Here is a 20524-nt window from a genome sequence, read left to right as displayed (position 1 = left end):
CTTAAGAGGGATACCATGCTAAGAAAGAAAACCGGAGGGCTGACACGGCGCACTGCGCGGACAGGCCTGATTTCCGAGATTTCCAATAAATCTGTCGACAGACGCTCGTTCCTGCGTGGATCGGGCCTTGCCATCGGTGGCCTTGCCGCGATCAGCGCCACAGGTGGTGCGGTCACGCAAGCCAGCGCGCAATCCGCCGTCAACGGCGCGGTCGAGACCGTCAAATCGGTCTGCACGCACTGTTCGGTCGGTTGTACCGTTGTTGCCGAAGTCAGCAATGGCGTCTGGATCGGGCAAGAGCCCGGCTGGGACAGCCCGTTCAACCTTGGTGCGCACTGCGCCAAAGGGGCTGCTGTTCGCGAACACGCCCATGGGGAACGCCGCCTCAAATACCCGATGAAGAAAGAGGGTGGTGAGTGGAAGCGTATCTCGTGGGAACAGGCGATCAACGAGATCGGTGACAAGATGCTTGAGGTTCGCGACGAAAGCGGCCCGGATTCGGTCTACTGGCTGGGTTCCGCCAAGCACAACAACGAACAAGCCTACCTGATGCGCAAGTTCGCGGCCTATTGGGGCACGAACAACATCGACCACCAGGCGCGGATCTGTCACTCGACGACTGTGGCAGGTGTGGCGAACACATGGGGCTACGGCGCCATGACCAACAGCTACAACGACATCCACAAGTCGCGCGCGATCTTCCTGATCGGTGGCAACCCTGCCGAAGCGCACCCGGTGTCCCTGCTTCATATCCTCAAGGCGAAAGAGCAGAACAACGCACCGCTCATCGTCTGCGACCCGCGGTTCACCCGCACCGCAGCCCATGCCGATGAATATGTCCGCTTCCGTCCCGGCAGCGACGTGGCGCTGGTCTGGGGTATTCTCTGGCACATCTTCGAAAACGGCTGGGAAGACAAAGAGTTCATCCGCACCCGCGTTTGGGGCATGGACCAGATCAAGGAAGAAGTCGCCAAGTGGAACCCCGATGAGGTCGAGCGCGTCACCGGCACACCTGGTTCGCAGCTTGAGCGCGTCGCGCGGACAATGGCGAACAACCGTCCCGGCACCGTGATCTGGTGTATGGGTGGCACGCAACACACCAACGGCAACAACAACACCCGCGCCTACTGCATCCTGCAGCTTGCCCTTGGCAACATGGGCACCGAAGGCGGCGGCACAAACATCTTCCGTGGCCACGACAACGTGCAGGGCGCAACCGACCTTGGCGTTCTCGCGGACACCCTGCCCGGCTACTACGGTCTGGCTCCGGGATCGTGGGCTCACTGGGCGCGCGTCTGGGAAGAAGACCTTGATTACCTCAAGGGCCGCTTCTCGCAGGAAACAGTCGGGGAAACCCCGATGATGAACCTGACGGGTATCCCGGTGTCTCGTTGGATCGACGGTGTTCTGGAAGATAAGGAAAACCTCGATCAGCCGGACAACACCCGCGTGATGGTTCTGTGGGGGCATGCGCCCAACTCGCAGACCCGTCTGCCGGAAATGAAGACGGCGATGGAAAAGCTCGACACGCTGGTCGTGATCGATCCCTTCCCGACAGTCTCCGCCGTTCTGCATGACCGCACCGATGGCGTGTACCTGCTGCCGGCAACGACGCAGTTCGAAACGCGTGGCTCTGTCACCGCCTCGAACCGGTCGCTGCAGTGGCGGGATCAGGTCATGGCTCCGATGTTCGAGTCGAAGACCGACCACGAGATCATGGGCCTGTTTGCGCAGAAATTCGGCTTCCACGACAAAATCTTCCGCAATATCGCACTGGAAGACGATGGCGTGACCCCGGTGATCGAAGACATCACCCGCGAATTCAACCGCGGTATGTGGACGATCGGCTATACCGGCCAGTCGCCAGAGCGGATGAAATTGCACATGGCCAACCAGCACACCTTTGACCGCACCACATTGCGGGCCAATGGCGGTCCGGCTGATGGCGATTACTACGGGATGCCGTGGCCCTGCTGGGGCACACCCGAGATGAACCATCCCGGAACAGCGAACCTCTATGACATGTCGCTGCCCGTCTCCAAAGGTGGCCTGACCTTCCGCGCCCGCTTTGGTGTGGAAAAAGATGGCGACAACCTGCTGGCCGAGGGTGTTTATTCGCAGAACTCGGAAATTCAGGACGGCTACCCTGAATTCACGATGCAGATGCTGATGGACCTTGGCTGGGATGGCGATCTGACCGCCGAGGAACGTGCAGCGATCGATGCTGTGGCGGGACCGAACACCAACTGGAAAACCGACCTTTCGGGCGGCATCCAGCGGGTGGCGATCAAGCACGAATGTGCGCCCTTCGGCAATGCCAAGGCCCGTGCCGTCGTGTGGACCTTCCCGGATCCGGTGCCGGTGCACCGCGAACCGCTCTACACCAACCGCTACGATCTCGTGGCCGACTACCCGACCTACGAGGACAAGAAGTTCTGGCGCGTTCCGACGATGTACAAGTCGATCCAGGCCAAAGACTTCTCGGCAGACTTCCCGATCATCCTCACCTCCGGCCGGTTGGTCGAATACGAGGGTGGCGGCGACGAAACCCGGTCGAACCCATGGTTGGCCGAGCTTCAGCAGGACATGTTCATCGAGATCAACCCGCGCGACGCCAACAACCTTGGTGTGCGTGACGGTGCACAGGTCTGGGTCGAAGGCCCAGAGGGCGGCAAGGTCAAGGTTATGGCCATGCTGACCGAACGGGTCGCACCTGGGGTGGCGTTCATGCCCTTCCACTTTGGTGGGCACTACCAGGGCGAGGACCAGCGGTCCAAGTATCCGGAGGGTGCAGACCCCTATGTCTTGGGTGAATCGACCAACACCGCGCAGACCTACGGGTATGACTCGGTGACCCAGATGCAGGAAACCAAAGCGACACTTTGCAAGATCATGGCAGCTTAAGGAGGACATGAGACATGGCACGAGCTAAATTCCTTGTCGACGCCGAACGCTGCATTGAATGCAACGCCTGCGTCACAGCCTGTAAGAACGAGCACGAGGTTCCGTGGGGGATCAACCGCCGCAAGGTGGTCACGATCAACGACGGCAGCCCCGGTGAACGGTCGATTTCGGTGGCCTGTATGCACTGTTCGGACGCGCCCTGTATGGCCGTCTGCCCGGTGGATTGCTTCTACCAGAACGAAGAAGGTGTGGTCCTGCACTCCAAGGACCTGTGCATCGGCTGCGGCTACTGCTTCTATGCCTGCCCGTTCGGCGCACCGCAGTACCCGCAAGCGGGCAACTTCGGCAGCCGTGGCAAGATGGACAAGTGCACCTTCTGCGCCGGTGGCCCGGAAGAGAACCACTCCACAGCCGAGTTCGCCAAGTACGGTCGCAACCGGATCGACGAAGGCAAGCTGCCGATCTGTGCGGAAATGTGCGCCACCAAGGCCCTGCTGGCCGGTGACGGCGACATCGTCGCGTCGATCTACCGCGAGCGCGTTGTCGCCCGTGGCTTCGGCTCTGGCGCATGGGGCTGGGGTACGGCCTACGACCAGAAAGACGGCTGATCGTCGTTTCACACGATTGACCAAAGAAAAGCCCCGGAGTTCGCTCCGGGGCTTTTTCGTTGGGGTGTGCCGGACTCAAGCTCCGGCCTACGCAGGTGCGTCCGGTCAGGTGTCATCCCGCCGGGTGGTCTTGGTGTAGGCCGGGCATTTGCCCGGCATGTGATCGTCATTCAAGAAAGAAGCGGCGCCGCCCCGTGGGCCTGACGGTTCTCTCGCGTCCGCGATTTAACGCGTGACCTGTACTCCGGGGGTGCCGAAGCCTGTTCAGACCGGTCTCTCAAGGTCAGCCTTTCGGCATACGAGAGAAATGCGAGTTTTGCGAAATCATGGATCGCCAATACCCTGCCGCGCTGCGCGCTCTCGGGACATTGGCAACACACAGTGTTTGTTTTTCGCAAACCTCGCGAGTCAGTGTCGTCTACGCGGCATGGGAGTGACCCTTCCCGCTCAAAAGCTTTTGTGGGGGCGGGTATGGCGGAGAGTTGGTTAAGGAGCGACAAACGGTGCGTGCGGTGCCAAGACCTTTCGAAAGGTCTTGTTCAGAGCCTTCAAAGGCTCTGAACCGCATTTCTGAAAATGCGGCGCCACCTCAAAGGTCGAGATCCATCCACACCGGAAGATGGTCTGACGCGCGCCGCGCCTCGCCCTGCTCGAACACCCCTGCCCCGGCCACCTGCAACCCGCGCCCGACGGCAAAGCGATCCAGCGGTGCGATCGGGCGCGAGGCGTGAAAACTGCGCCCCGGGCTGATCACGTCAAAGGCGTGTTCCAGAATATCAAAGCCGATGCGCGGCGACCATTCGTTGAAATCCCCTGCGATCACCGCGCGGTCCGTCCGCGCCTCCAGCTCTTCCAAAAGATGCGCCAGTTGCAACTGCCGGCATCCCCGTCGCAACCCCAGATGGGTGCCCACAAGCGTCAGGCTTTGGCCCGGCCCTTCCAGATCGGCCAGCAATGCCCCGCGCGGTTCGATCCCCGGCAGGCTGAGCCTTTCGGTCGCGCCCACACGCCACCCGTCCCGCACCAAAAGCGCGTTGCCATGCCAGCCAGAGCTTGGGCCATTGGTGACATTGAGAACACGCAACCCAGTCTGGTCGAACAGCGCATCTTCGGGCAGCACGGCGGGCCGTGCACCAAGCCGTTTGTCCGCCTCTTGCAACGCCACCACATCGGCATCGAGATCGGCCAGAACGCGAATGATCCGCAGCGGATCGCGGCGCCAATCAAGCCCCACCGCCTTGCGGATGTTGTAGCTGGCGATCCGCATCACAGCACTGGCGCAAACAACCGCGCGATGCGCGCCAGCATACCGACGATCAGGTTGCGATCCGGCAGGTCGATGTCGACACGGGTCGCGTGTCCGAAATCGGTGGTCAGCATATGATCGACCGCAGAAGCCGCGCTCTTGCCCTCCATAAGCACGGTCAGTTCGAAATTGAGCAGCCCCGAGCGGATGTCGAGATTGATTGACCCGATGGAGGCGATGTCGTCATCCACCAACGCGACTTTCTGGTGAATGAACGCCGGATCATAGGTCCAGACCTCACCTCCGGCCGAACGCAAGTCGTCGAAATAGGCCATCGCGGCGAAATACGTGATGTAGTGGTCGGCCCGCCCCGGAACGAGGATTTTAACGTCGACCCCGCGCAGCGCGGCAAAGCGCAGTGCGGTGAGCACGTCGCGGTCGGGCACGAAATAGGGGCTGGAGATCCAGAGCCGCTTTCGCGCGGCATGGGCCAGTGCGATAAAGTAAAGATTGCCAGCCGCGATATCTTCGGCTGGGGATGGGGCAAGAGCGACTGCCCGCAGCGGGCCGCTTGGCGCTGGCGTGGCGGCTGCGATTTCGCTCAGGTCTTCGCTTGTGGCCCACATCCAGTCGGACGAGAAATGCAGGGCAAGCTGGGCGACAACAGGCCCACGGAAGCTGGCAAAGGTGTCGCGCCACGGACCGATGGACGGATTGCGCCCGACATAGGTTTTCGACACGTTCAGCCCGCCGGTGAAGGCCAGCTTGTTGTCGACCACCACCAGTTTGCGGTGGTTGCGGTAGTTGAACTGGAACGGCCCCAATAGCCGTTTCGGCCCTTTGGGTCGGGCAAGCCGAATGCCAACCTCTTCGAGCTTGGTCTTGAAGCCGCTTGGCAGGCCGAAGAACGGCAATTCGTCATGCAGAAGCCAAATCGACACCCCCGCCTTGGCCCGGTCGATCAGCGCATCGCGCAGGTCACGCCCGATATCGTCGTCCTTGATCGTGTAGAATTGCACGAAGAGCGTGTGCTGCGCGCCCCGGATTGCGCCCAGCACCGCGTCATAGGTGGCTTTCCCATCCACAAGCAGTGACATGTCATTGCCCTCGGTTACGGGCAGGCGCGCGATGCGAGCAAAGGTATCAAGCCGAGACGGTTCGAGTGTGACGCTGGCCTCAGAGGCCATATCGAACATGTCTTCATCCGACTTGCGGCGTTCGCGTTCAAAGCTTTTGTAGTTGGCATGGCCAAACACGAGGTACAGCAGCGTACCGAAAATGGGCAAAAGAAGGATCAGCAGAATCCACGCGGTCGCGCCCTGCGGCGTGCGCGAGGTCAACAGCGCGCGGTACGAGGCCACCAAAGCAAGGACCGCGAGACCTGCTGCGATGGCGGCGTTTGTGGCGGTCAGAAAATCAGCCATAAGTCTGGCGATCCGAGACCTTTTTCCAAGCGTATTGGCTTGCTGTTGGCATCATCTTGAGTATCCTGACTAAGGTGTATCGATCGCCCATCTTTTTAAGGGCATGTTCGCCATCAGATACGGTCAAACCTGACCCAAAAAGACTGCATTTCGCAAGGCCGAGCGTTTTGATCGCTCATAAGGGAGGACGCAGGGATATGCGTGACATTCGACACTTCATCCTTGGTTGCATTATGGCCGCAATGGCCGTTGTGGTTCTGGCGTCATGGGTGGCCCCAGGACAAGCCAACGCACAAGAAGCCGGATCCGTTGCAGCCGAGACCGAGATTGATCGCTCTGCCACAGGCGGTGCGACCACGCTCGAGGACATCATGCGCCGACAGCAGGGCTTGCCGGTGGACAACACATTCCGGGCCGAAAACGTGGGCAGTCCCGAGGCGGCAGCTGGGATCACGGACCAGTTGGGAACCCTTGGCGGCGCGTCCGATCCCGATCTTTGGCGCGGGATGCGGTTTAATGCGGCAGACGTGACCACACAGGTGCGCGGACCCGCGGCAGAAGTGCTGATTCAGGATCGCGGCATGTGGTGGGTCATTTTCCGCGAAGGCCCCTTGCTGACCTATGGCGGCTATCTACTTTTGGGGACGATCGGTGCACTGGTGTTGTTCTTCCTGCTGCGTGGTCGGGTCAAGATCGACGGAGAAAAGACCGGACGCCGGATCGAGCGGTTCAAGAATTTTGAACGATTTGGCCATTGGCTTTTGGCGGGATCGTTCATCTTGCTGGGCATCACGGGTCTTGTGTCACTGATGGGTCGAAAGTTCCTGATCCCGGCCTTCGGACATGAAAGCTATGCTTGGTTGGCCACCGTGTCTAAATGGGTGCACAACAACGTGTCCTGGGCGTTCATGCTGGCTTTGATCATGATATTCGTGATGTGGGTCATCCACAACCTGCCGGACCGCACCGACATCAAATGGCTGGCCAAGGGTGGCGGGCTGTTCGGTGGCGGGCATCCCCCGGCCAAGAAGTTCAACGCGGGTCAAAAGCTGATCTTCTGGTCGGTGATTGTACTGGGCGGGTCGATCTCGGTCTCGGGGCTGTCGCTGCTGTTCCCGTTCGAACTGCCGATGTTTGCCAAGACGTTCGTTATTCTCAACAGTACTGGTCTGCCCGAAATGCTGGGCTTTGGCGTGTTGCCCGAAAACATGACCCCGCATGAAGAGATGCAATATGCGCAGCTTTGGCACGCCATTGTCAGTTTTGTTCTGATGGCGATCATTCTGGCGCATATCTATATCGGCTCGGTCGGCATGGAAGGCGCCTATGACGCGATGGGCTCTGGCATGGTCGAGGAACAGTGGGCGAAAGAGCACCACAGCCTGTGGGTCGAAGAGGTCAAGCAGCGCGAAGGCAAGGCACCAAGCGGTGCCACCCCTGCCGAGTAACATGCGTAAGGCTTTGGCCACATCTGCGGCCCTGTTTTGGGCAACCTCTGGGGCCGCAGGCGATTTCTTTACGTTGCAAGGCCACGGCGGCCCCATCATGGGGATCGCCGTGGCCGACACCGACCAAATCGCCACCGTGAGTTTCGACAACGCGGTGGGGCTTTGGTCGGATGAGACACCTGTGTGGTTCGACGGGCACGAGGCAGCGGTCAACGCCGTGCTCTTTGCGCCGGATGGTCGGATTTACTCTGCGGGTGACGATTTCACGTTGCGGGTTTGGGGTGCCGACGGGACTGCGGACGCAGTTCGGGAAGGGCACAAAGGCAAGGTCGTGTCATTGGCGCTTTCACCAGATGGTACGGCGGTTGCCTCGGCCAGTTGGGACGGGAGCATCGGGATCTGGCCTGTGGACGGCAGCGCGCCAGTGTTTCTGACCGGGCATAGCGGGCCGGTGAATGATGTGGCGTTTACCCGTGACGGCATGGGGCTTTATTCCGCATCAGCCGATGGGAGCATCCGGCTTTGGGATCTGAGCATCAATAGCGAACGCCAGCGGGTGATCGAACACGGGTTTGGCGTGAACGAGCTGGAGCTGAACGATGACGCCGGATGGCTGGCTTACGGCGCGGTTGATGGTGGAACGCGGGTTCTGGATATTGCGACCGGCGATACGCTGGCCGACCTGACGCTGGAGCGTCGTCCTATCCTGTCGATGGCTGTTAGCCCGGATGGGGCGCTGCTCGCCGTTGGGGATGGCGAAGGCTACATTATGGTGGTCGAAACCCCCGACTGGCGCATCGCCCGCGACTTTCGCGCGACAGAGCGCGGCCCGGTTTGGGCGCTGGCCTTTTCGAACGATGGCACCAATATCCACGCAGGCGGGTTGGACCCGCGCATGTATTCATGGCCCATTGCCGCGATGGGCGATGCCGACCCGATGGCCACTGGATCACCGTCCTTCCTTCAGGCCGCCGATACGATGCCAAATGGCGAACGGCAGTTCATGCGGAAATGTTCGATCTGTCACACGTTGACCCCGGGCAGCGCCCGCCGCGCCGGACCCAGCCTTTATGACCTGTTCGGCCGTCAGGCGGGAACGGTCGAGGATTACACCTATTCCGACGCTTTGAACGGGTCCGAGATAATTTGGGACGATGATACGATTGATGCTCTTTTCGATATCGGACCAGAGCATTATGTTCCCGGCACCAAGATGCCGATGCAGAGGATCACGGGGGCGCAGGACCGCGCCGATCTTGTGACCTATCTGCGCAAAGAAACCGCGCCTGAGGAGAGTTCGCAGTGAAAGCCATGCTTTTTGGATTTGTCGCCATCGCCGTGATCGCCGTTGGCGCTGATTATACGCTGGATCAGATGGGGTGGAGCGCCGCTGAACAAGGCGCTTCCCCTTCCAATGTGCGTCTGGGCAACTGATCCGTCAGGTTCCGACCTGAAGCACTGACGTTTTCTGGCGCAGCATCGCGATCACGCTGAGAGCCGTGATCTTACCGGTGGCTGGGTTTTCTTCGGTTGGGCGGTTCTGGATCGTCATTGTGAAGTCTGACGAGTCCGACACCACACGGACCGTGTGCTGGTTTTTTTCCAAAGACGGGTCAGCCCAGACCTCCATTCGGGTCTTGTCGGTGCCGTAGCCGGCAAGACTGACCGCAACGGCAACGTTGACGTTGGCCGGGAAGACCTTGGCCACATCAGTCACGGCCCCGCCCATCACAAGTTTCGGTTCGGACAGGTTGCTAAGGTCAATGTTGTTGTCGATCACATAAGGCGCTTTTGCGAGGCCAGCGACGGGTTTGCGGGTTTCGATCACCACCGACACCAGATTACCGACCGCAGCACCTTTGATTGCATCAAGACCAAGGATGGCACCCGAAGGGATGAGGATCTTGGCACCGGTTTCAGCCGCGCGATCAAACAGCGCCTGCTGGCCCATGAGTTGGCTTGCGGAAAGGACGATCAGTTCCTTGCCTGCCTCAATAGTCGGGATCGCGAGATCCATGAACAATTGCGGGGGCAGGGTTTCGACGACGATATCGCAATGATCTGCAATTTCGTGCAGCGTATAGACGGGGGCGGGTTTTGACAGGGTCGCGTTGGCCTCGGCCGCGCGGTCTGCGTTGCGGGCGCTGATGCCGCCCAATTCACAACCCGGGATACCACCCCGGTCAAGTTCCTGTGCGACGTGCAGCCCGATCGCGCCCAGTCCTGCTATTCCGATTTTCATGCCCGGTACCTTTCGACCATTTCGACAATTCTATGTGCTGCGGCGACCGACGCCGCGTGATCTTGTGAGAAGTTGAGCCGCACGCTGGACCGCGTGTGCGGTGAGAATTCAGACCCCGGTGTGACCGTGACCCCGGCTTGAAGGCGCAGGAGGCGCACGAAATCCTCGGGCGAAACCACCAGCTCTGGCAGTTCCGGGAAGAGATAGCTGCCTGCCTGAGGGCTGGCCGTTGGGAAACCGGCGTCGCGGAAGATCTTGAGAAGGTCATCGCGGATCGCCTCATGTTGCGCGATCCGGGTGTCCATCCAGCCCTCGGGTTCATGGAACCACGTCTTGAGCGCGGCTTGGCTGTAGCCTGCGGCACGTAGGGACACGATGGCTTGCAGTTTTTCCATCCGGTCGATCAGGGACGCCGAACCGAACGCGACACCAAGGCGGAACCCGCTGAGGGATTCGGTTTTGGACGGCCCCATGATGGTGATGAGGTTCTCGGGCCTCTTCGCGCAGGCGCGCATGTGGGTGTAGCTTTCGCCACTGTAGCGCAAGCGGGAATAGAGCTGATCGACGATGACCGTCACGTTGTGTTCTGCCGCGAGGCGGGCGATTTCGGTGATCGCGTCTTCGGGGGTCACAACGCCGGTCGGGTTGTTGGGAGTCGAGAACACCAGCACCTCTGCCCCAGCTTTGAACGCGGCTTCCAATTGGCCAAGGTCCGGGCCGCGCCGGGAGGCGTCTTCGTGATAATGGAGCGCGACCGGCATGATCTCACCGCCGAAGAAGGCGACGAGTTTGCGGTTGGCAAAGTAATCCGGCTCCATGATCGCGACCTTGGTGCCCCGGTCCACCACCGCACCAAGGGCAAGGAACAACGCGCCTTGGGTGCCGGGGGTGATGATCAGCTCATCCACCGGATCGACTGGCGCGCCGGTGAAGGCGGCAAGGCTGGCGGCCACGTCTTGGCGGATCGCAGCGGCCCCGCGATATTCGGTATAGGCTTGTGCGCCACCTTCCTCGAACCCGGCTTCCCATGCGGCACGTGCGCCTGGTGTTGGCTCAAACGCATCGACATCGCCATGCGAGAAATCCACCGGCATTCCCGGCAGGATATCGCCGCGCATCACCGATTTCAGATCGTCCGCATTCTGGCGCACCTCTTGCCCCGGTGCGTTGTCTGCGCCCAGCCGTGCGAATTTCGCGTCAAGACTGCTCATGCTCACCTCCCTAGTGTTGGGTTCCTATCTAGCCCGGCTTCCGGCGTTGTGCCAGTTCCAGAACGCGATCAGGCCGCTTGCGTCGATGTTAGCGCTGACGTAATGGTGCGGCATGTTTTTGGGCATCGACATAGGCACTTCGGCGGTCAAGGTGATCTGCACCGATGGCACGGCGATTCACGCAACAGCCACCGCCGATCTGACGGTACAATCGCCGCATCAGGGGTGGTCTGAACAGACGACTGACGCATGGTGGATGGCGACCCGTGCGGCGCTGGCCGAGATTGCCGAAACGATGCCGCTGTCTGGTGTGACCGGGATTGGCCTGTCCGGGCAGATGCACGGAGCGGTGCTGTTGGACAGCGCGCGTGAGGTGTTGCGCCCGGCGATCTTGTGGAACGACAGCCGGTCGACCGAGGATTGCGCACGGTTGCAAGCGGCGTTGCCAGAGATCGGGACCATTGCAGGTGTGCTGCCCCTGCCCGGCTTTACCGCGCCCAAGCTGATGTGGGTGTCGCGGGAAGAGCCTGACGTTCATGCGCGGATTGCGCATATCTTGCTGCCCAAGGATTACATCGGCCTGCGCCTACATGGTGAGCTTGCCACGGATCGGTCGGATGCGGCGGGGACATTGTGGCTGGATCAGGCGACGCGCGATTGGAGCCATGTGGTGGCCGAGGCCAGCGACACCGATCCCGGCTGGTTGCCACGGCTTGCCGATGGCCACGAGGTGGTGGGTCAGGTCACGGCTGCCGCAGCTGCAGAGACCGGGCTGCCCGCTGGCATTCCCGTTGTGGCCGGTGGCGGCGATGCGGCTACAGGAGCGGTGTCGCTGGGTGCGACGGAACCGGGCCGTGGGTTCATCTCGCTTGGCACATCGGGGCAATTGTTCGTTGCGGGCGATGCCTATCATCCGAACCCTGCGAAATACGTCCATGCCTTTGCGCATACTGTGCCCGGGCGTTGGTATCAGATGGCGGCCATGCTGAACGGGGCGCGACCAATAGCGTGGCTGGCAGGCCAGTTGGGGATCAGCGCGGGTGACGTCGTGGCGCTGGCCGAAAGTGCGGACCCGGCACGTGTGCCGACGTTCCTGCCATACTTGACCGGCGAACGCAGCCCGCATGGTGATCCGCATATCCGCGCGGGCTTTTTTGGGCTGGAGGACAGCACAGATCGCGCTGCGCTGTGTCGTGCCGTGCTTGAAGCGGTGGCCTTTACCTTTGCGGACGCGGTGGAGAGCTTTGGTGATACCATTGCTGACCTTCCGCATCTGGCTGCGATTGGAGGCGGCAGCAAATCACCGTTTCTGCTGCAACTCATCGCCAATGCAACAGGGCAGCGGATTGGGCGTACGGCTGGGTCCGACGCTGGTCCGGCGATGGGGGCGGCCCGGTTGGCCGCGTGTGGTTTGGGTGCGTTGAGCCTGTCTGATCTGGGACAGCAACCCGACGTCGCAGATTGGTTCGAGCCTGCGCCTGTCCACGACCTGAGCGACCGTTTGCAGACCTACCGCGCGCTCTACATCGCGCTCAAACCGTTAAGCCAGCCTTCAAAATAACGAGAACCGTGCGTCCTGCCGCAATGCGCAGCACGGCTGGCATGCCGGTCACATTCTTTACGTGCAATATTGATTTTTTGCGCGCGATAAGAAACTGTCAAACAGATACAACCAGACCCGTCACGTAAGCAGAGGCCCACCATGTCACAATCCGAGATCCGGAACATGGAAGAATTCGCCGCCATCAGCGGCATTTCCCGGCCTACCGTGTCGAAGTATTTTCACGATCCCAGCAGCGTGCGTAAGACCACGCGGATGCGGATCGAGGCGGCGCTCGAGAAGTACGACTACCGGCCCAACATCTATGCGATGAACCAGAACCGAAAGCTGACCAAGAATATCGGCATCGTGGTGCCGTACCTTGCGGACCCGTTCTTTGGTGAAATCGTGCGGATGATCGAGGGGCGCTGTATCGAAGCAGGTTTCACGCCGTCACTGTTCAGCGCGCATGGTGATCAGGCGCATGAGAATGACATCCTCGACAGTTTGCGATCGATGAAACCTGCAGGGGTTTTGTTGGCCCCGCTTGGGCGGCAATCCGACAAATCGGCCATCGAGACCTTTTGCAAACACGTGCCAACGGTTCTGTTCGACAGCAACATCGAAGGGATGGGCGAGGCGTTTGTCGGGTCCGACAACCACAGCTTTGTGTCGCAAACCGTCGAATATCTAAGCCGTACCGGTGAGACGCCGTGTTTCTTCGAGATGCGGACCCCCGCCAACCCGAACGCCAACAAACGGCGCATAGCATATCTGTCGATGATGGAACGGCTGGGGCTTGAACCTCATGTGGTCAAGATTGACGGCACCGGCTGGGGCTTTGAAGAGATCGGACGCCAGGGCGGGTTCCGGGTGTTGGCGGAAAAGTCGCTGCCCACCAATACCGTGCTATGCAGCAATGACCGTCTGGCGATCGGGTTTCTATCGGCTTGTTACGAGAGCGGTGTACGAGTCGGGCGTGGCCCGGATTGCCAATTGCGAGTCGCCTCGCATGACGATCACCCGTTTTCCCGCTTTACCTGCCCATCACTGACCACCGCAGCACATGATTACACAGCGGTTTCCGACAATGCGGTCGAAACCTTGTTTCGGTTGATCGAAAGTGGTGGGCGCCTTGAAAACAGGACAGAAAGTCTGTTTCCAGCGCGTTTGATCATGCGGGATTCCGCCTGATAAAATTTACGCGGGTAAAATTTTGATTGACGCGAGTAAATGAATTGTTGTTGAGTGCCCTCAGGTAATCCAAAAATCAGGGAGGATTCGGATGCACCTTAGTAACGCACTTCGTGCGGCGACGGCGTTGTCGCTCATCATGGTCGGGGCCGCACAGGCAGAGACCATCACCATCGCAACAGTCAACAACGGCGACATGATCCGCATGCAGGGTTACACCGACGACTTCACGGCCAAGACTGGCCACGAAGTCGAGTGGGTGACACTGGAAGAGAACGTGCTTCGCCAGCGTGTGACAACGGACATCACCACCAAAGGTGGCCAGTTCGACATCATGACAATCGGCATGTACGAAACACCGATCTGGGGTGCGAACGACTGGCTTGTTCCGCTGAACGATCTGTCGGCTGAGTACGATGTCGACGACATCCTGCCCGCGATGCGTAACGGTTTGTCCCATGACGGCACGCTGTACGCGGCACCGTTCTATGGCGAAAGCTCCATGGTCATGTACCGCACAGACCTGATGGAAGCAGCTGGTCTGGAAATGCCGACAGCTCCGACATGGCAGTTCATCCGCGAAGCCGCGGCTGCAATGGATAACCCTGCCGAAGACATCAACGGCGTCTGCCTGCGTGGTAAGGCCGGTTGGGGTGAAGGCGGCGCGTTCATCACTGTTACAGGCAACTCGTTCGGCGCACGCTGGTTCGACGAAGACTGGAATGCTCAGTTCGATCAGCCTGAATGGAAAGCCGCGCTGGATTTCTATGTCAGCCTGATGAACGACTATGGCCCCGAGGGCTACGCGACAAACGGCTTTAACGAGAACCTGTCGCTGTTCAACCAAGGCAAGTGTGGCATGTGGATTGACGCCACTGTTGCGGCATCCTTTGTCACAGGCGACGACTCCACCGTTGCAGACCACGTTGGTTTCGCACTGGCCCCGAACGCAGAAGGCGTCGAAAAGCGCGCCAACTGGCTCTGGGCTTGGGCACTTGCCATCCCGGCAGGTACTCAGAAAGAAGCTGCTGCAAAAGAGTTCATCGAGTGGGCCACTTCCAAGGACTACATCGAACTGGTGGCAGCAAAGGAAGGCTGGGCAAACGTTCCTCCGGGTGCGCGGACATCGCTCTACGCAACACCTGAGTATCAGGAAGTTCCGTTTGCTCAGATGACGCTCGACTCGATCAACGCAGCTGATCCGACCAACCCGACTGTAAAGCCGGTGCCTTATGTCGGTATCCAGTTCGTGGCGATCCCCGAATTTGCTGGTATGGCAACTGAAGTCAGCCAGGAATTCTCGGCCGCTTATGCTGGTCAGCAGACTGTGGACGAAGCGCTTGCCAAGGCGCAGGCGATCACGAACGAAGTCATGGAAGCCGCTGGCTACCGTTAATCCTTCGGCTTGAGTTGGAGAGGGCGGTCTTCGCACTGCCCTCTCCCCCCAAACACCCCAAAGCTATCACTTTGAACGTGGCCCTATTCTGACAGCGCGATAATCTACGCGGGCTGGCAACAGAGGAGATGTATCCCATGGCGACGAAAGCATCCCGATCAGCGGCCCGATTGATGATGGGCCCGGCGGTTATCCTGCTTTTGGGCTGGATGTTGGTCCCGCTGATCATGACCCTCTGGTTCTCGTTCCGAACCTATCTGCCGCTGCGCGGTGGAGATCAGGGTTGGACAGGGTTCGACAACTACGTCCGCTTCGTAAGTTCCAGCGCCTTCTGGCCCGCCGTTCAGACCACATTGGTTATTGTTCTGGGCGTGCTGGTGATCACCGTCTGTCTTGGCATCCTTCTGGCGATCCTTCTGGATCAGCCAATGTGGGGACAGGGCATTGTCCGTATCCTTGTCATCGCGCCCTTCTTTGTCATGCCGACCGTGTCCGCGCTGGTCTGGAAGAACATGTTCATGGATCCTGTGAACGGTTTGTTCGCCCATTTGTGGCGGTTCTTCGGGGCCGAGCCAGTCAGTTGGTTGTCCGACGCCGCGATGCCGTCGATCATCATGATCGTAAGCTGGCAGTGGCTGCCCTTTGCGACGCTCATCCTGCTAACCGCGATCCAGTCACTGGACAGCGAACAGCTTGAAGCCGCCGAAATGGATGGCGCACCGCATCTGAAGCGCTTTTTCTACATCATCCTTCCGCACCTGAGCCGCGCGATCACCATTGTGCTTTTGATCCAGACGATCTTCCTGTTGGCGATCTTTGCCGAGATCTTTGTCACAACGGGCGGCGCGTTCGGAACCCGTACCTTGTCCTACCTGATCTTCCAGCGTGTGCTTGAAAGTCAGAACGTCGGACTGGGCTCAGCCGGTGGTGTCTATGCCATCATCCTCGCTAACATCGTCGCGATCTTCCTTATGCGGATCGTCGGCAAGAACCTGGACAACTGATCATGGCCCGCGCTGTTACACCCCAACGCAAACTGATCAATACCGGCCTTGCCTGGGCGATTGGATTGCTGATCTTCTTCCCTATCCTCTGGACGATCCTCACGAGCTTCAAAACCGAAGCACAGGCGATTGCCAGCCCGCCGATCTTCCTCGGCTTTGACTGGACGCTCGAAAACTACGGCGTCGTCATGGAGCGGTCGGACTATGGCCGGTTCCTGATGAATTCGATCATCATCGCCGGGGGATCGACCATCCTTGGCCTGATCGTGGCCGTGCCTGCCGCTTGGTCGATGGCCTTTGTACCGTCACGCAGGACAAAAGATATCCTGCTGTGGATGCTCTCGACCAAGATGTTGCCTGCGGTCGGTGTGCTTTACCCGATCTACCTGCTGTTCATCCAGCTTGGGTTACTCGACAGCCGCGCCGGTCTGGTGGTCGTCATGATGCTCATCAACCTGCCGATCATCGTTTGGATGCTGTACACCTATTTCCGCGAAATCCCGGCAGAAATCCTTGAAGCGGCACGGATGGATGGGGCCACTCTAAAGGAAGAAGTGCTGTACATCCTCACACCGATGGCCATTCCCGGTATCGCGTCCACGATGTTGCTGAACTTCATCCTGGCCTGGAACGAGGCGTTCTGGACGCTGAACCTCACCGCCGTCAACGCCGCCCCGTTGACCGCATTCATTGCCAGCTATTCCAGCCCGGAAGGCTTGTTCTTCGCAAAACTCAGCGCGGCCTCGACGATGGCCATCGCCCCGATCCTCATTCTTGGCTGGTTCAGCCAGAAACAACTTGTGCGCGGCCTGACCTTCGGCGCCGTCAAATAAAGACCTGAAACAAGGAACCTGACCCATGGGACAAATTACACTCAAACAGGTCACCAAAAGCTTTGGCGACGTACAGGTCATCCCACCTCTGGATTTGACCATCGGTGACGGAGAATTCACAGTCTTCGTCGGACCTTCTGGCTGCGGGAAATCCACTCTTCTGCGTCTGATCGCAGGGCTTGAGGACATCACCACCGGCCACATCGAGATCGATGGCAAGGACGCCACTGACCTTGTGCCTGCCAAACGCGGTCTCGCGATGGTGTTCCAATCCTACGCGCTTTATCCGCATATGTCGGTGCGCAAGAATATCGCCTTTCCGCTGAAGATGGCAAAGATGGACGCGGCGGAGATCGACAAGCGGATCACCAATGCGGCGTCTGTTCTGAACCTCACCGATTATCTGGACCGTCGTCCGGGACAGTTGTCTGGGGGGCAGCGTCAGCGCGTTGCGATTGGCCGTGCGATTGTACGCGAACCAGCCGCGTTCCTGTTTGACGAACCGCTGTCGAACCTGGATGCGGCGCTTCGTGTCGGCATGCGGCTTGAGATCAGCGAACTTCACGAGCGCCTCAAGACAACCATGATCTACGTGACACACGATCAGGTCGAAGCCATGACCATGGCGGACAAGATCGTCGTTCTGCGCGCCGGTCATATCGAGCAGGTCGGCAGCCCGCTGGAACTTTACCATAAACCGCGCAACGAGTTTGTGGCTGGCTTTATCGGGTCGCCGAAAATGAACATCTTCGGTGGTGCTGAAGCCCAGAAATACGGTGGCGCATCGGCTGGCATCCGGCCCGAGCATATCGACGTGTCGATGAGTGACGGCACATGGAAGGGCAAGGTCGGTGTGGCCGAACATCTGGGATCTGACACGTTCATCCACGTGCATGACACCGGTCTGGCCGACATGGTCACCGTCCGGATCACCGGCGACATCTCGGTTCGGCATGGCGACACGATCTACCTGACGCCGCAGCTTGACCAGATGCACAAATTCGATGCGCAAGGGCTGCGGATCGAATGATGCGGTTGAACGGCAAAACTGCATTGATCACAGGCGGAGCGCGCGGCATCGGCCGCGCCTTCGCGGAACGCTATGTCGCGGAGGGCGCACGTGTGGCGATCGCGGATATCGACCTGCCCCGCGCACAAGAAACTGCATCCCAGATCGGCGACCAAGCGGTTGCCGTTCATATGGATGTGACGGATCAGGCCAGCATCGACAGCGCCGTTGCTGCGAGTGTCGAACAGCTTGGCCAGATTGACATCTTAATCAACAACGCGGCGATCTTTACCGCCGCCCCGATCACCGAGATCACCCGAGCCGAGTACGCGCGGACCTTTGATATCAATGTTGCGGGGGCGCTGTTTACCCTGCAAGCCGTGGCGCGTCACATGATCGACCACCGTATCAAGGGCCGGATCATCAATATGGCCAGTCAGGCGGGACGTCGCGGTGAGCCGCTGGTTGCAGTCTATTGCGCGACCAAGGCGGCGATCATTTCGCTGACCCAGTCGGCGGGCCTGAACCTGATCGAGCACGGCATCAACGTGAACGCCATCTCGCCCGGAGTGGTGGATGGAGAACACTGGGACGGTGTGGATGCGTTCTTTGCCAAGTATGAGAATAAGGCCCCGGGGCAAAAGAAGCGCGAAGTCGGAGCCTCAGTTCCTTACGGACGTATGGGGACCGCTGATGACCTGACGGGAATGGCCGTCTTTCTTGCCAGCGACGATGCTGAGTACATCGTTGCACAATGCTACAACGTGGATGGTGGCCAATGGATGAGCTGAAACAGGACACGCGAAGCACCGCAGTGGCGCTGTCATTGGACACTCTGGACCAGTTGCCTGCCGGTGTTGGCCGTCCAACCTATAGACGTGCGGACCTGACGCCCGGAATCGTGCATATCGGTTTGGGAAATTTTCACCGGGGACATCAGGCGTGGTATCTCCACCGTCTTATGCAGCAGGGGCTGGCCCATGACTGGGCCATCATCGGAGCCGGTGTGCGCCCCGGCGACGCGCGAATGCGCGACAGGCTGCTGGCACAGGATTGCCTGACAACGCTGATCGAACTGGACCCTGCTGGTATCTCGGCCGAAGTCATTGGGTCTATGATTGATTTCGTTCCAGTCGAAGACGGCCATGCTGCACTGATTGCCGCCATGTCTGACCCACGTATCCGCATTGTATCGCTGACTGTGACCGAAGGTGGCTATTACCTCGATGCGACTGGCGCACTAGACATGGCACACCCTGACATCGTGTATGACATCGCACACCCGGATACACCCCGCACGGCCTTTGGCGCGATGGTGGCCGCACTGCGCAACCGCAAACAGGCCGGACACGCCCCCTTTACCGGACAATCTTGCGACAACCTGCAAGGCAACGGAACCATTCTACGGCAAACCCTTATCGGGCTGGCCCGTGGCATCGACGCCGAACTTGCAGACTGGATCGACAGCGCCGGCAGTTTCCCCAACTCCATGGTCGACTGTATCGTGCCCGCCACCGGCGACGCGGAGCGCAGGCGCGCATTGAAGCTCGGGATCGCCGATACGGTCCCCGTCACCCACGAGAACTTTCGCCAGTGGGTGATCGAAGACGCGTTCTGTCAGGGCCGCCCAGATTGGGACAAGGTGGGGGCCACGTTTACACAAGACGTGCACAGTTTTGAGGCGATGAAGATCCGGATGTTGAATGCCGGTCATCAGATTTTGGCAAATGCCGGTGAAATCCTTGGATTGCCGACGATTGCCGCCTGCATGTCCGATGCCCAAATCGCACCATTCTTCCGCAAAGTTCAGATCGACGAAATCGCGCCTCATGTCTCCGCAGTGCCGGGCATCACGCCCGAGGCTTATCTGGACCTGATCACACGTCGGTTCTCCAACCCCGAGATCCACGACACCACACGACGTGTCGCTTTTGACGGGTCATCGCGCCATGCGGGATTCATCCTTCCGATTCTGCGCGATGCGCTGGCGGCGGGAGCAACCATTTCCGGTCTGGCTTTGGTCGAAGCGCTCTGGGCCCGGATGTGTCACGGCACCCGCGAGGACGGCAGCATGATCGAAGCGAATGATCCGATTTGGACCGATCTCGTCGCCGCAGCAGAACGATCACGGACAGAGCCGATCGCATGGCTGCAACAGACGCAGATCTACGGCGACCTCGCGCAAGACGAACCTTTCGCAACTGCGTTCGCCGGGTGGCTGTCCTTTATCTGGGAAAACGGCGCGCGCGCCACGTTGACCGAGTATCTGTCGCGGGCATGAGCGACCCCCTGTCACCAGCAAAAGAAAGGGAGGGCGCGCGTTTCGCGGCCCTCTTTCCTACGGGACTAGAGACGTTTTTTGGGGGATGCAGGCCCATACTTTCGGCCATCACACATTCACTAACCCACAAGAGACACGCCGCCGCTTGCTGGTGATCTTTGGTGTTTTGAATTTCTGTGATTGT

Annotated in this window: 17 protein-coding genes; 13 read left to right on the top strand and 4 right to left on the bottom strand. The window is 59.7% G+C overall.

Translation table 11 applies throughout. The features are described 5' to 3' along the window. Positions 1-15: 15 nt before the first annotated feature. Together MCRY_RS15320 and fdh3B are read left to right on the top strand one after the other, a co-directional pair. Complete coding sequence (locus MCRY_RS15320; RefSeq protein WP_085631453.1) at positions 16-2904, top strand: formate dehydrogenase subunit alpha; 2889 nt, start codon at positions 16-18, stop codon at positions 2902-2904. A 14-nt stretch (positions 2905-2918) separates the two neighbouring features. Continuing rightward, positions 2919-3512: a formate dehydrogenase FDH3 subunit beta gene (fdh3B, locus tag MCRY_RS15315; RefSeq protein WP_085631451.1), complete on the top strand. Its 594-nt coding sequence runs from the start codon at positions 2919-2921 to the stop codon at positions 3510-3512. Positions 3513-4101: 589 nt separating this feature from the next. Here the strand turns inward: fdh3B and MCRY_RS15310 are convergent. Together MCRY_RS15310 and cls are read right to left on the bottom strand one after the other, a co-directional pair. Next, the gene (locus MCRY_RS15310; RefSeq protein WP_085631449.1) at positions 4102-4779 is read right to left on the bottom strand and encodes an endonuclease/exonuclease/phosphatase family protein; all 678 of its coding nucleotides are present in this window, start codon (positions 4777-4779) and stop codon (positions 4102-4104) included. Next, complete coding sequence (cls, locus tag MCRY_RS15305; RefSeq protein WP_085631447.1) at positions 4779-6182, bottom strand: cardiolipin synthase; 1404 nt, start codon at positions 6180-6182, stop codon at positions 4779-4781. Before cls ends, MCRY_RS15310 begins: the two co-directional genes overlap by 1 nt. Positions 6183-6415: 233 nt before the next feature. Here cls and MCRY_RS15300 point away from each other — a divergent pair, with 233 nt between their 5' ends. The 3 genes from MCRY_RS15300 to MCRY_RS23535 are packed head-to-tail and all read left to right on the top strand — an operon-like array spanning position 6416 to position 9064. Beyond that, a complete protein-coding gene (locus MCRY_RS15300; RefSeq protein WP_085631638.1) occupies positions 6416-7630 on the top strand; it encodes a formate dehydrogenase subunit gamma in 1215 nt (404 codons plus the stop codon). A 1-nt stretch (position 7631) separates the two neighbouring features. Beyond that, complete coding sequence (locus tag MCRY_RS15295) at positions 7632-8936, top strand: c-type cytochrome (protein WP_085631445.1); 1305 nt, start codon at positions 7632-7634, stop codon at positions 8934-8936. Further along, entirely contained in the window at positions 8933-9064 is a 132-nt protein-coding gene (locus MCRY_RS23535) for a hypothetical protein (protein WP_275296650.1), read from the top strand. The genes MCRY_RS15295 and MCRY_RS23535 overlap by 4 nt, the downstream gene beginning before the upstream one ends. A 4-nt stretch (positions 9065-9068) precedes the next feature. On the opposite strand, the gene MCRY_RS15290 is transcribed toward MCRY_RS23535, so the two are convergent. Both MCRY_RS15290 and MCRY_RS15285 read right to left on the bottom strand, forming a co-directional pair. Then, positions 9069-9872: an aspartate dehydrogenase gene (locus MCRY_RS15290; protein WP_085631443.1), complete on the bottom strand. Its 804-nt coding sequence runs from the start codon at positions 9870-9872 to the stop codon at positions 9069-9071. Further along, positions 9869-11083 carry a pyridoxal phosphate-dependent aminotransferase gene (locus MCRY_RS15285; RefSeq protein WP_085631441.1) on the bottom strand — a complete coding sequence of 405 codons (1215 nt, stop codon included), beginning with the start codon at positions 11081-11083 and terminating at the stop codon, positions 9869-9871. Before MCRY_RS15285 ends, MCRY_RS15290 begins: the two co-directional genes overlap by 4 nt. Before the next feature lie 112 nt (positions 11084-11195). On the opposite strand from MCRY_RS15285, the gene xylB reads away from it, so the two are divergent. The 8 genes from xylB to MCRY_RS15245 all read left to right on the top strand — a co-directional run bounded on the left by xylB (position 11196) and on the right by MCRY_RS15245 (position 20340). Further along, complete coding sequence (xylB, locus tag MCRY_RS15280; RefSeq protein WP_085631439.1) at positions 11196-12644, top strand: xylulokinase; 1449 nt, start codon at positions 11196-11198, stop codon at positions 12642-12644. Between the two features lie 141 nt (positions 12645-12785). Then, on the top strand, positions 12786-13817 hold the full coding sequence (locus MCRY_RS15275) for a LacI family DNA-binding transcriptional regulator (protein WP_085631437.1): 1032 nt from the start codon (positions 12786-12788) through the stop codon (positions 13815-13817). 91 nt (positions 13818-13908) lie between these two features. Further along, on the top strand, positions 13909-15213 hold the full coding sequence (locus tag MCRY_RS15270; protein WP_085631435.1) for an ABC transporter substrate-binding protein: 1305 nt from the start codon (positions 13909-13911) through the stop codon (positions 15211-15213). A gap of 137 nt (positions 15214-15350) precedes the next feature. Then, positions 15351-16217, top strand: coding sequence for a carbohydrate ABC transporter permease (locus MCRY_RS15265; RefSeq protein WP_085631433.1), 867 nt, complete (start codon positions 15351-15353; stop codon positions 16215-16217). A 2-nt stretch (positions 16218-16219) separates the two neighbouring features. Next, positions 16220-17050, top strand: a complete 831-nt coding sequence (locus MCRY_RS15260) for a carbohydrate ABC transporter permease (protein WP_085631431.1) — start codon at positions 16220-16222, stop codon at positions 17048-17050. Between the two features lie 25 nt (positions 17051-17075). After that, positions 17076-18080 (top strand): ABC transporter ATP-binding protein, encoded by a 1005-nt coding sequence (locus MCRY_RS15255; protein WP_085631429.1) that lies wholly within the window; start codon positions 17076-17078, stop codon positions 18078-18080. Further along, positions 18077-18850, top strand: a complete 774-nt coding sequence (locus MCRY_RS15250) for an L-iditol 2-dehydrogenase (protein WP_085631427.1) — start codon at positions 18077-18079, stop codon at positions 18848-18850. Before MCRY_RS15255 ends, MCRY_RS15250 begins: the two co-directional genes overlap by 4 nt. Next, the gene (locus tag MCRY_RS15245) at positions 18838-20340 is read left to right on the top strand and encodes a mannitol dehydrogenase family protein (RefSeq protein WP_085631425.1); all 1503 of its coding nucleotides are present in this window, start codon (positions 18838-18840) and stop codon (positions 20338-20340) included. The genes MCRY_RS15250 and MCRY_RS15245 overlap by 13 nt, the downstream gene beginning before the upstream one ends. Positions 20341-20524 lie beyond the last annotated feature (184 nt).

Source organism: Marivita cryptomonadis, assembly GCF_002115725.1.
GTDB classification, from domain to species: domain Bacteria; phylum Pseudomonadota; class Alphaproteobacteria; order Rhodobacterales; family Rhodobacteraceae; genus Marivita; species Marivita cryptomonadis.
This window is presented reverse-complemented; position numbering and strand designations above follow the sequence as displayed.

Bases quoted from the DNA above. Each gene is read 5' to 3' on its own strand.
- MCRY_RS15320 (WP_085631453.1), top strand. From the start codon at position 16: ATGCTAAGAAAGAAAACCGGAGGGCTGACACGGCGCACTGCGCGGACA.
- fdh3B (WP_085631451.1), top strand. From the start codon at position 2,919: ATGGCACGAGCTAAATTCCTTGTCGACGCCGAACGCTGCATTGAATGC.
- MCRY_RS15310 (WP_085631449.1), bottom strand. From the start codon at position 4,779: ATGCGGATCGCCAGCTACAACATCCGCAAGGCGGTGGGGCTTGATTGG.
- cls (WP_085631447.1), bottom strand. From the start codon at position 6,182: ATGGCTGATTTTCTGACCGCCACAAACGCCGCCATCGCAGCAGGTCTC.
- MCRY_RS15300 (WP_085631638.1), top strand. From the start codon at position 6,416: ATGGCCGCAATGGCCGTTGTGGTTCTGGCGTCATGGGTGGCCCCAGGA.
- MCRY_RS15295 (WP_085631445.1), top strand. From the start codon at position 7,632: ATGCGTAAGGCTTTGGCCACATCTGCGGCCCTGTTTTGGGCAACCTCT.
- MCRY_RS15290 (WP_085631443.1), bottom strand. From the start codon at position 9,872: ATGAAAATCGGAATAGCAGGACTGGGCGCGATCGGGCTGCACGTCGCA.
- MCRY_RS15285 (WP_085631441.1), bottom strand. From the start codon at position 11,083: ATGAGCAGTCTTGACGCGAAATTCGCACGGCTGGGCGCAGACAACGCA.
- xylB (WP_085631439.1), top strand. From the start codon at position 11,196: ATGTTTTTGGGCATCGACATAGGCACTTCGGCGGTCAAGGTGATCTGC.
- MCRY_RS15275 (WP_085631437.1), top strand. From the start codon at position 12,786: ATGTCACAATCCGAGATCCGGAACATGGAAGAATTCGCCGCCATCAGC.
- MCRY_RS15270 (WP_085631435.1), top strand. From the start codon at position 13,909: ATGCACCTTAGTAACGCACTTCGTGCGGCGACGGCGTTGTCGCTCATC.
- MCRY_RS15265 (WP_085631433.1), top strand. From the start codon at position 15,351: ATGGCGACGAAAGCATCCCGATCAGCGGCCCGATTGATGATGGGCCCG.
- MCRY_RS15260 (WP_085631431.1), top strand. From the start codon at position 16,220: ATGGCCCGCGCTGTTACACCCCAACGCAAACTGATCAATACCGGCCTT.
- MCRY_RS15255 (WP_085631429.1), top strand. From the start codon at position 17,076: ATGGGACAAATTACACTCAAACAGGTCACCAAAAGCTTTGGCGACGTA.
- MCRY_RS15250 (WP_085631427.1), top strand. From the start codon at position 18,077: ATGATGCGGTTGAACGGCAAAACTGCATTGATCACAGGCGGAGCGCGC.
- MCRY_RS15245 (WP_085631425.1), top strand. From the start codon at position 18,838: ATGGATGAGCTGAAACAGGACACGCGAAGCACCGCAGTGGCGCTGTCA.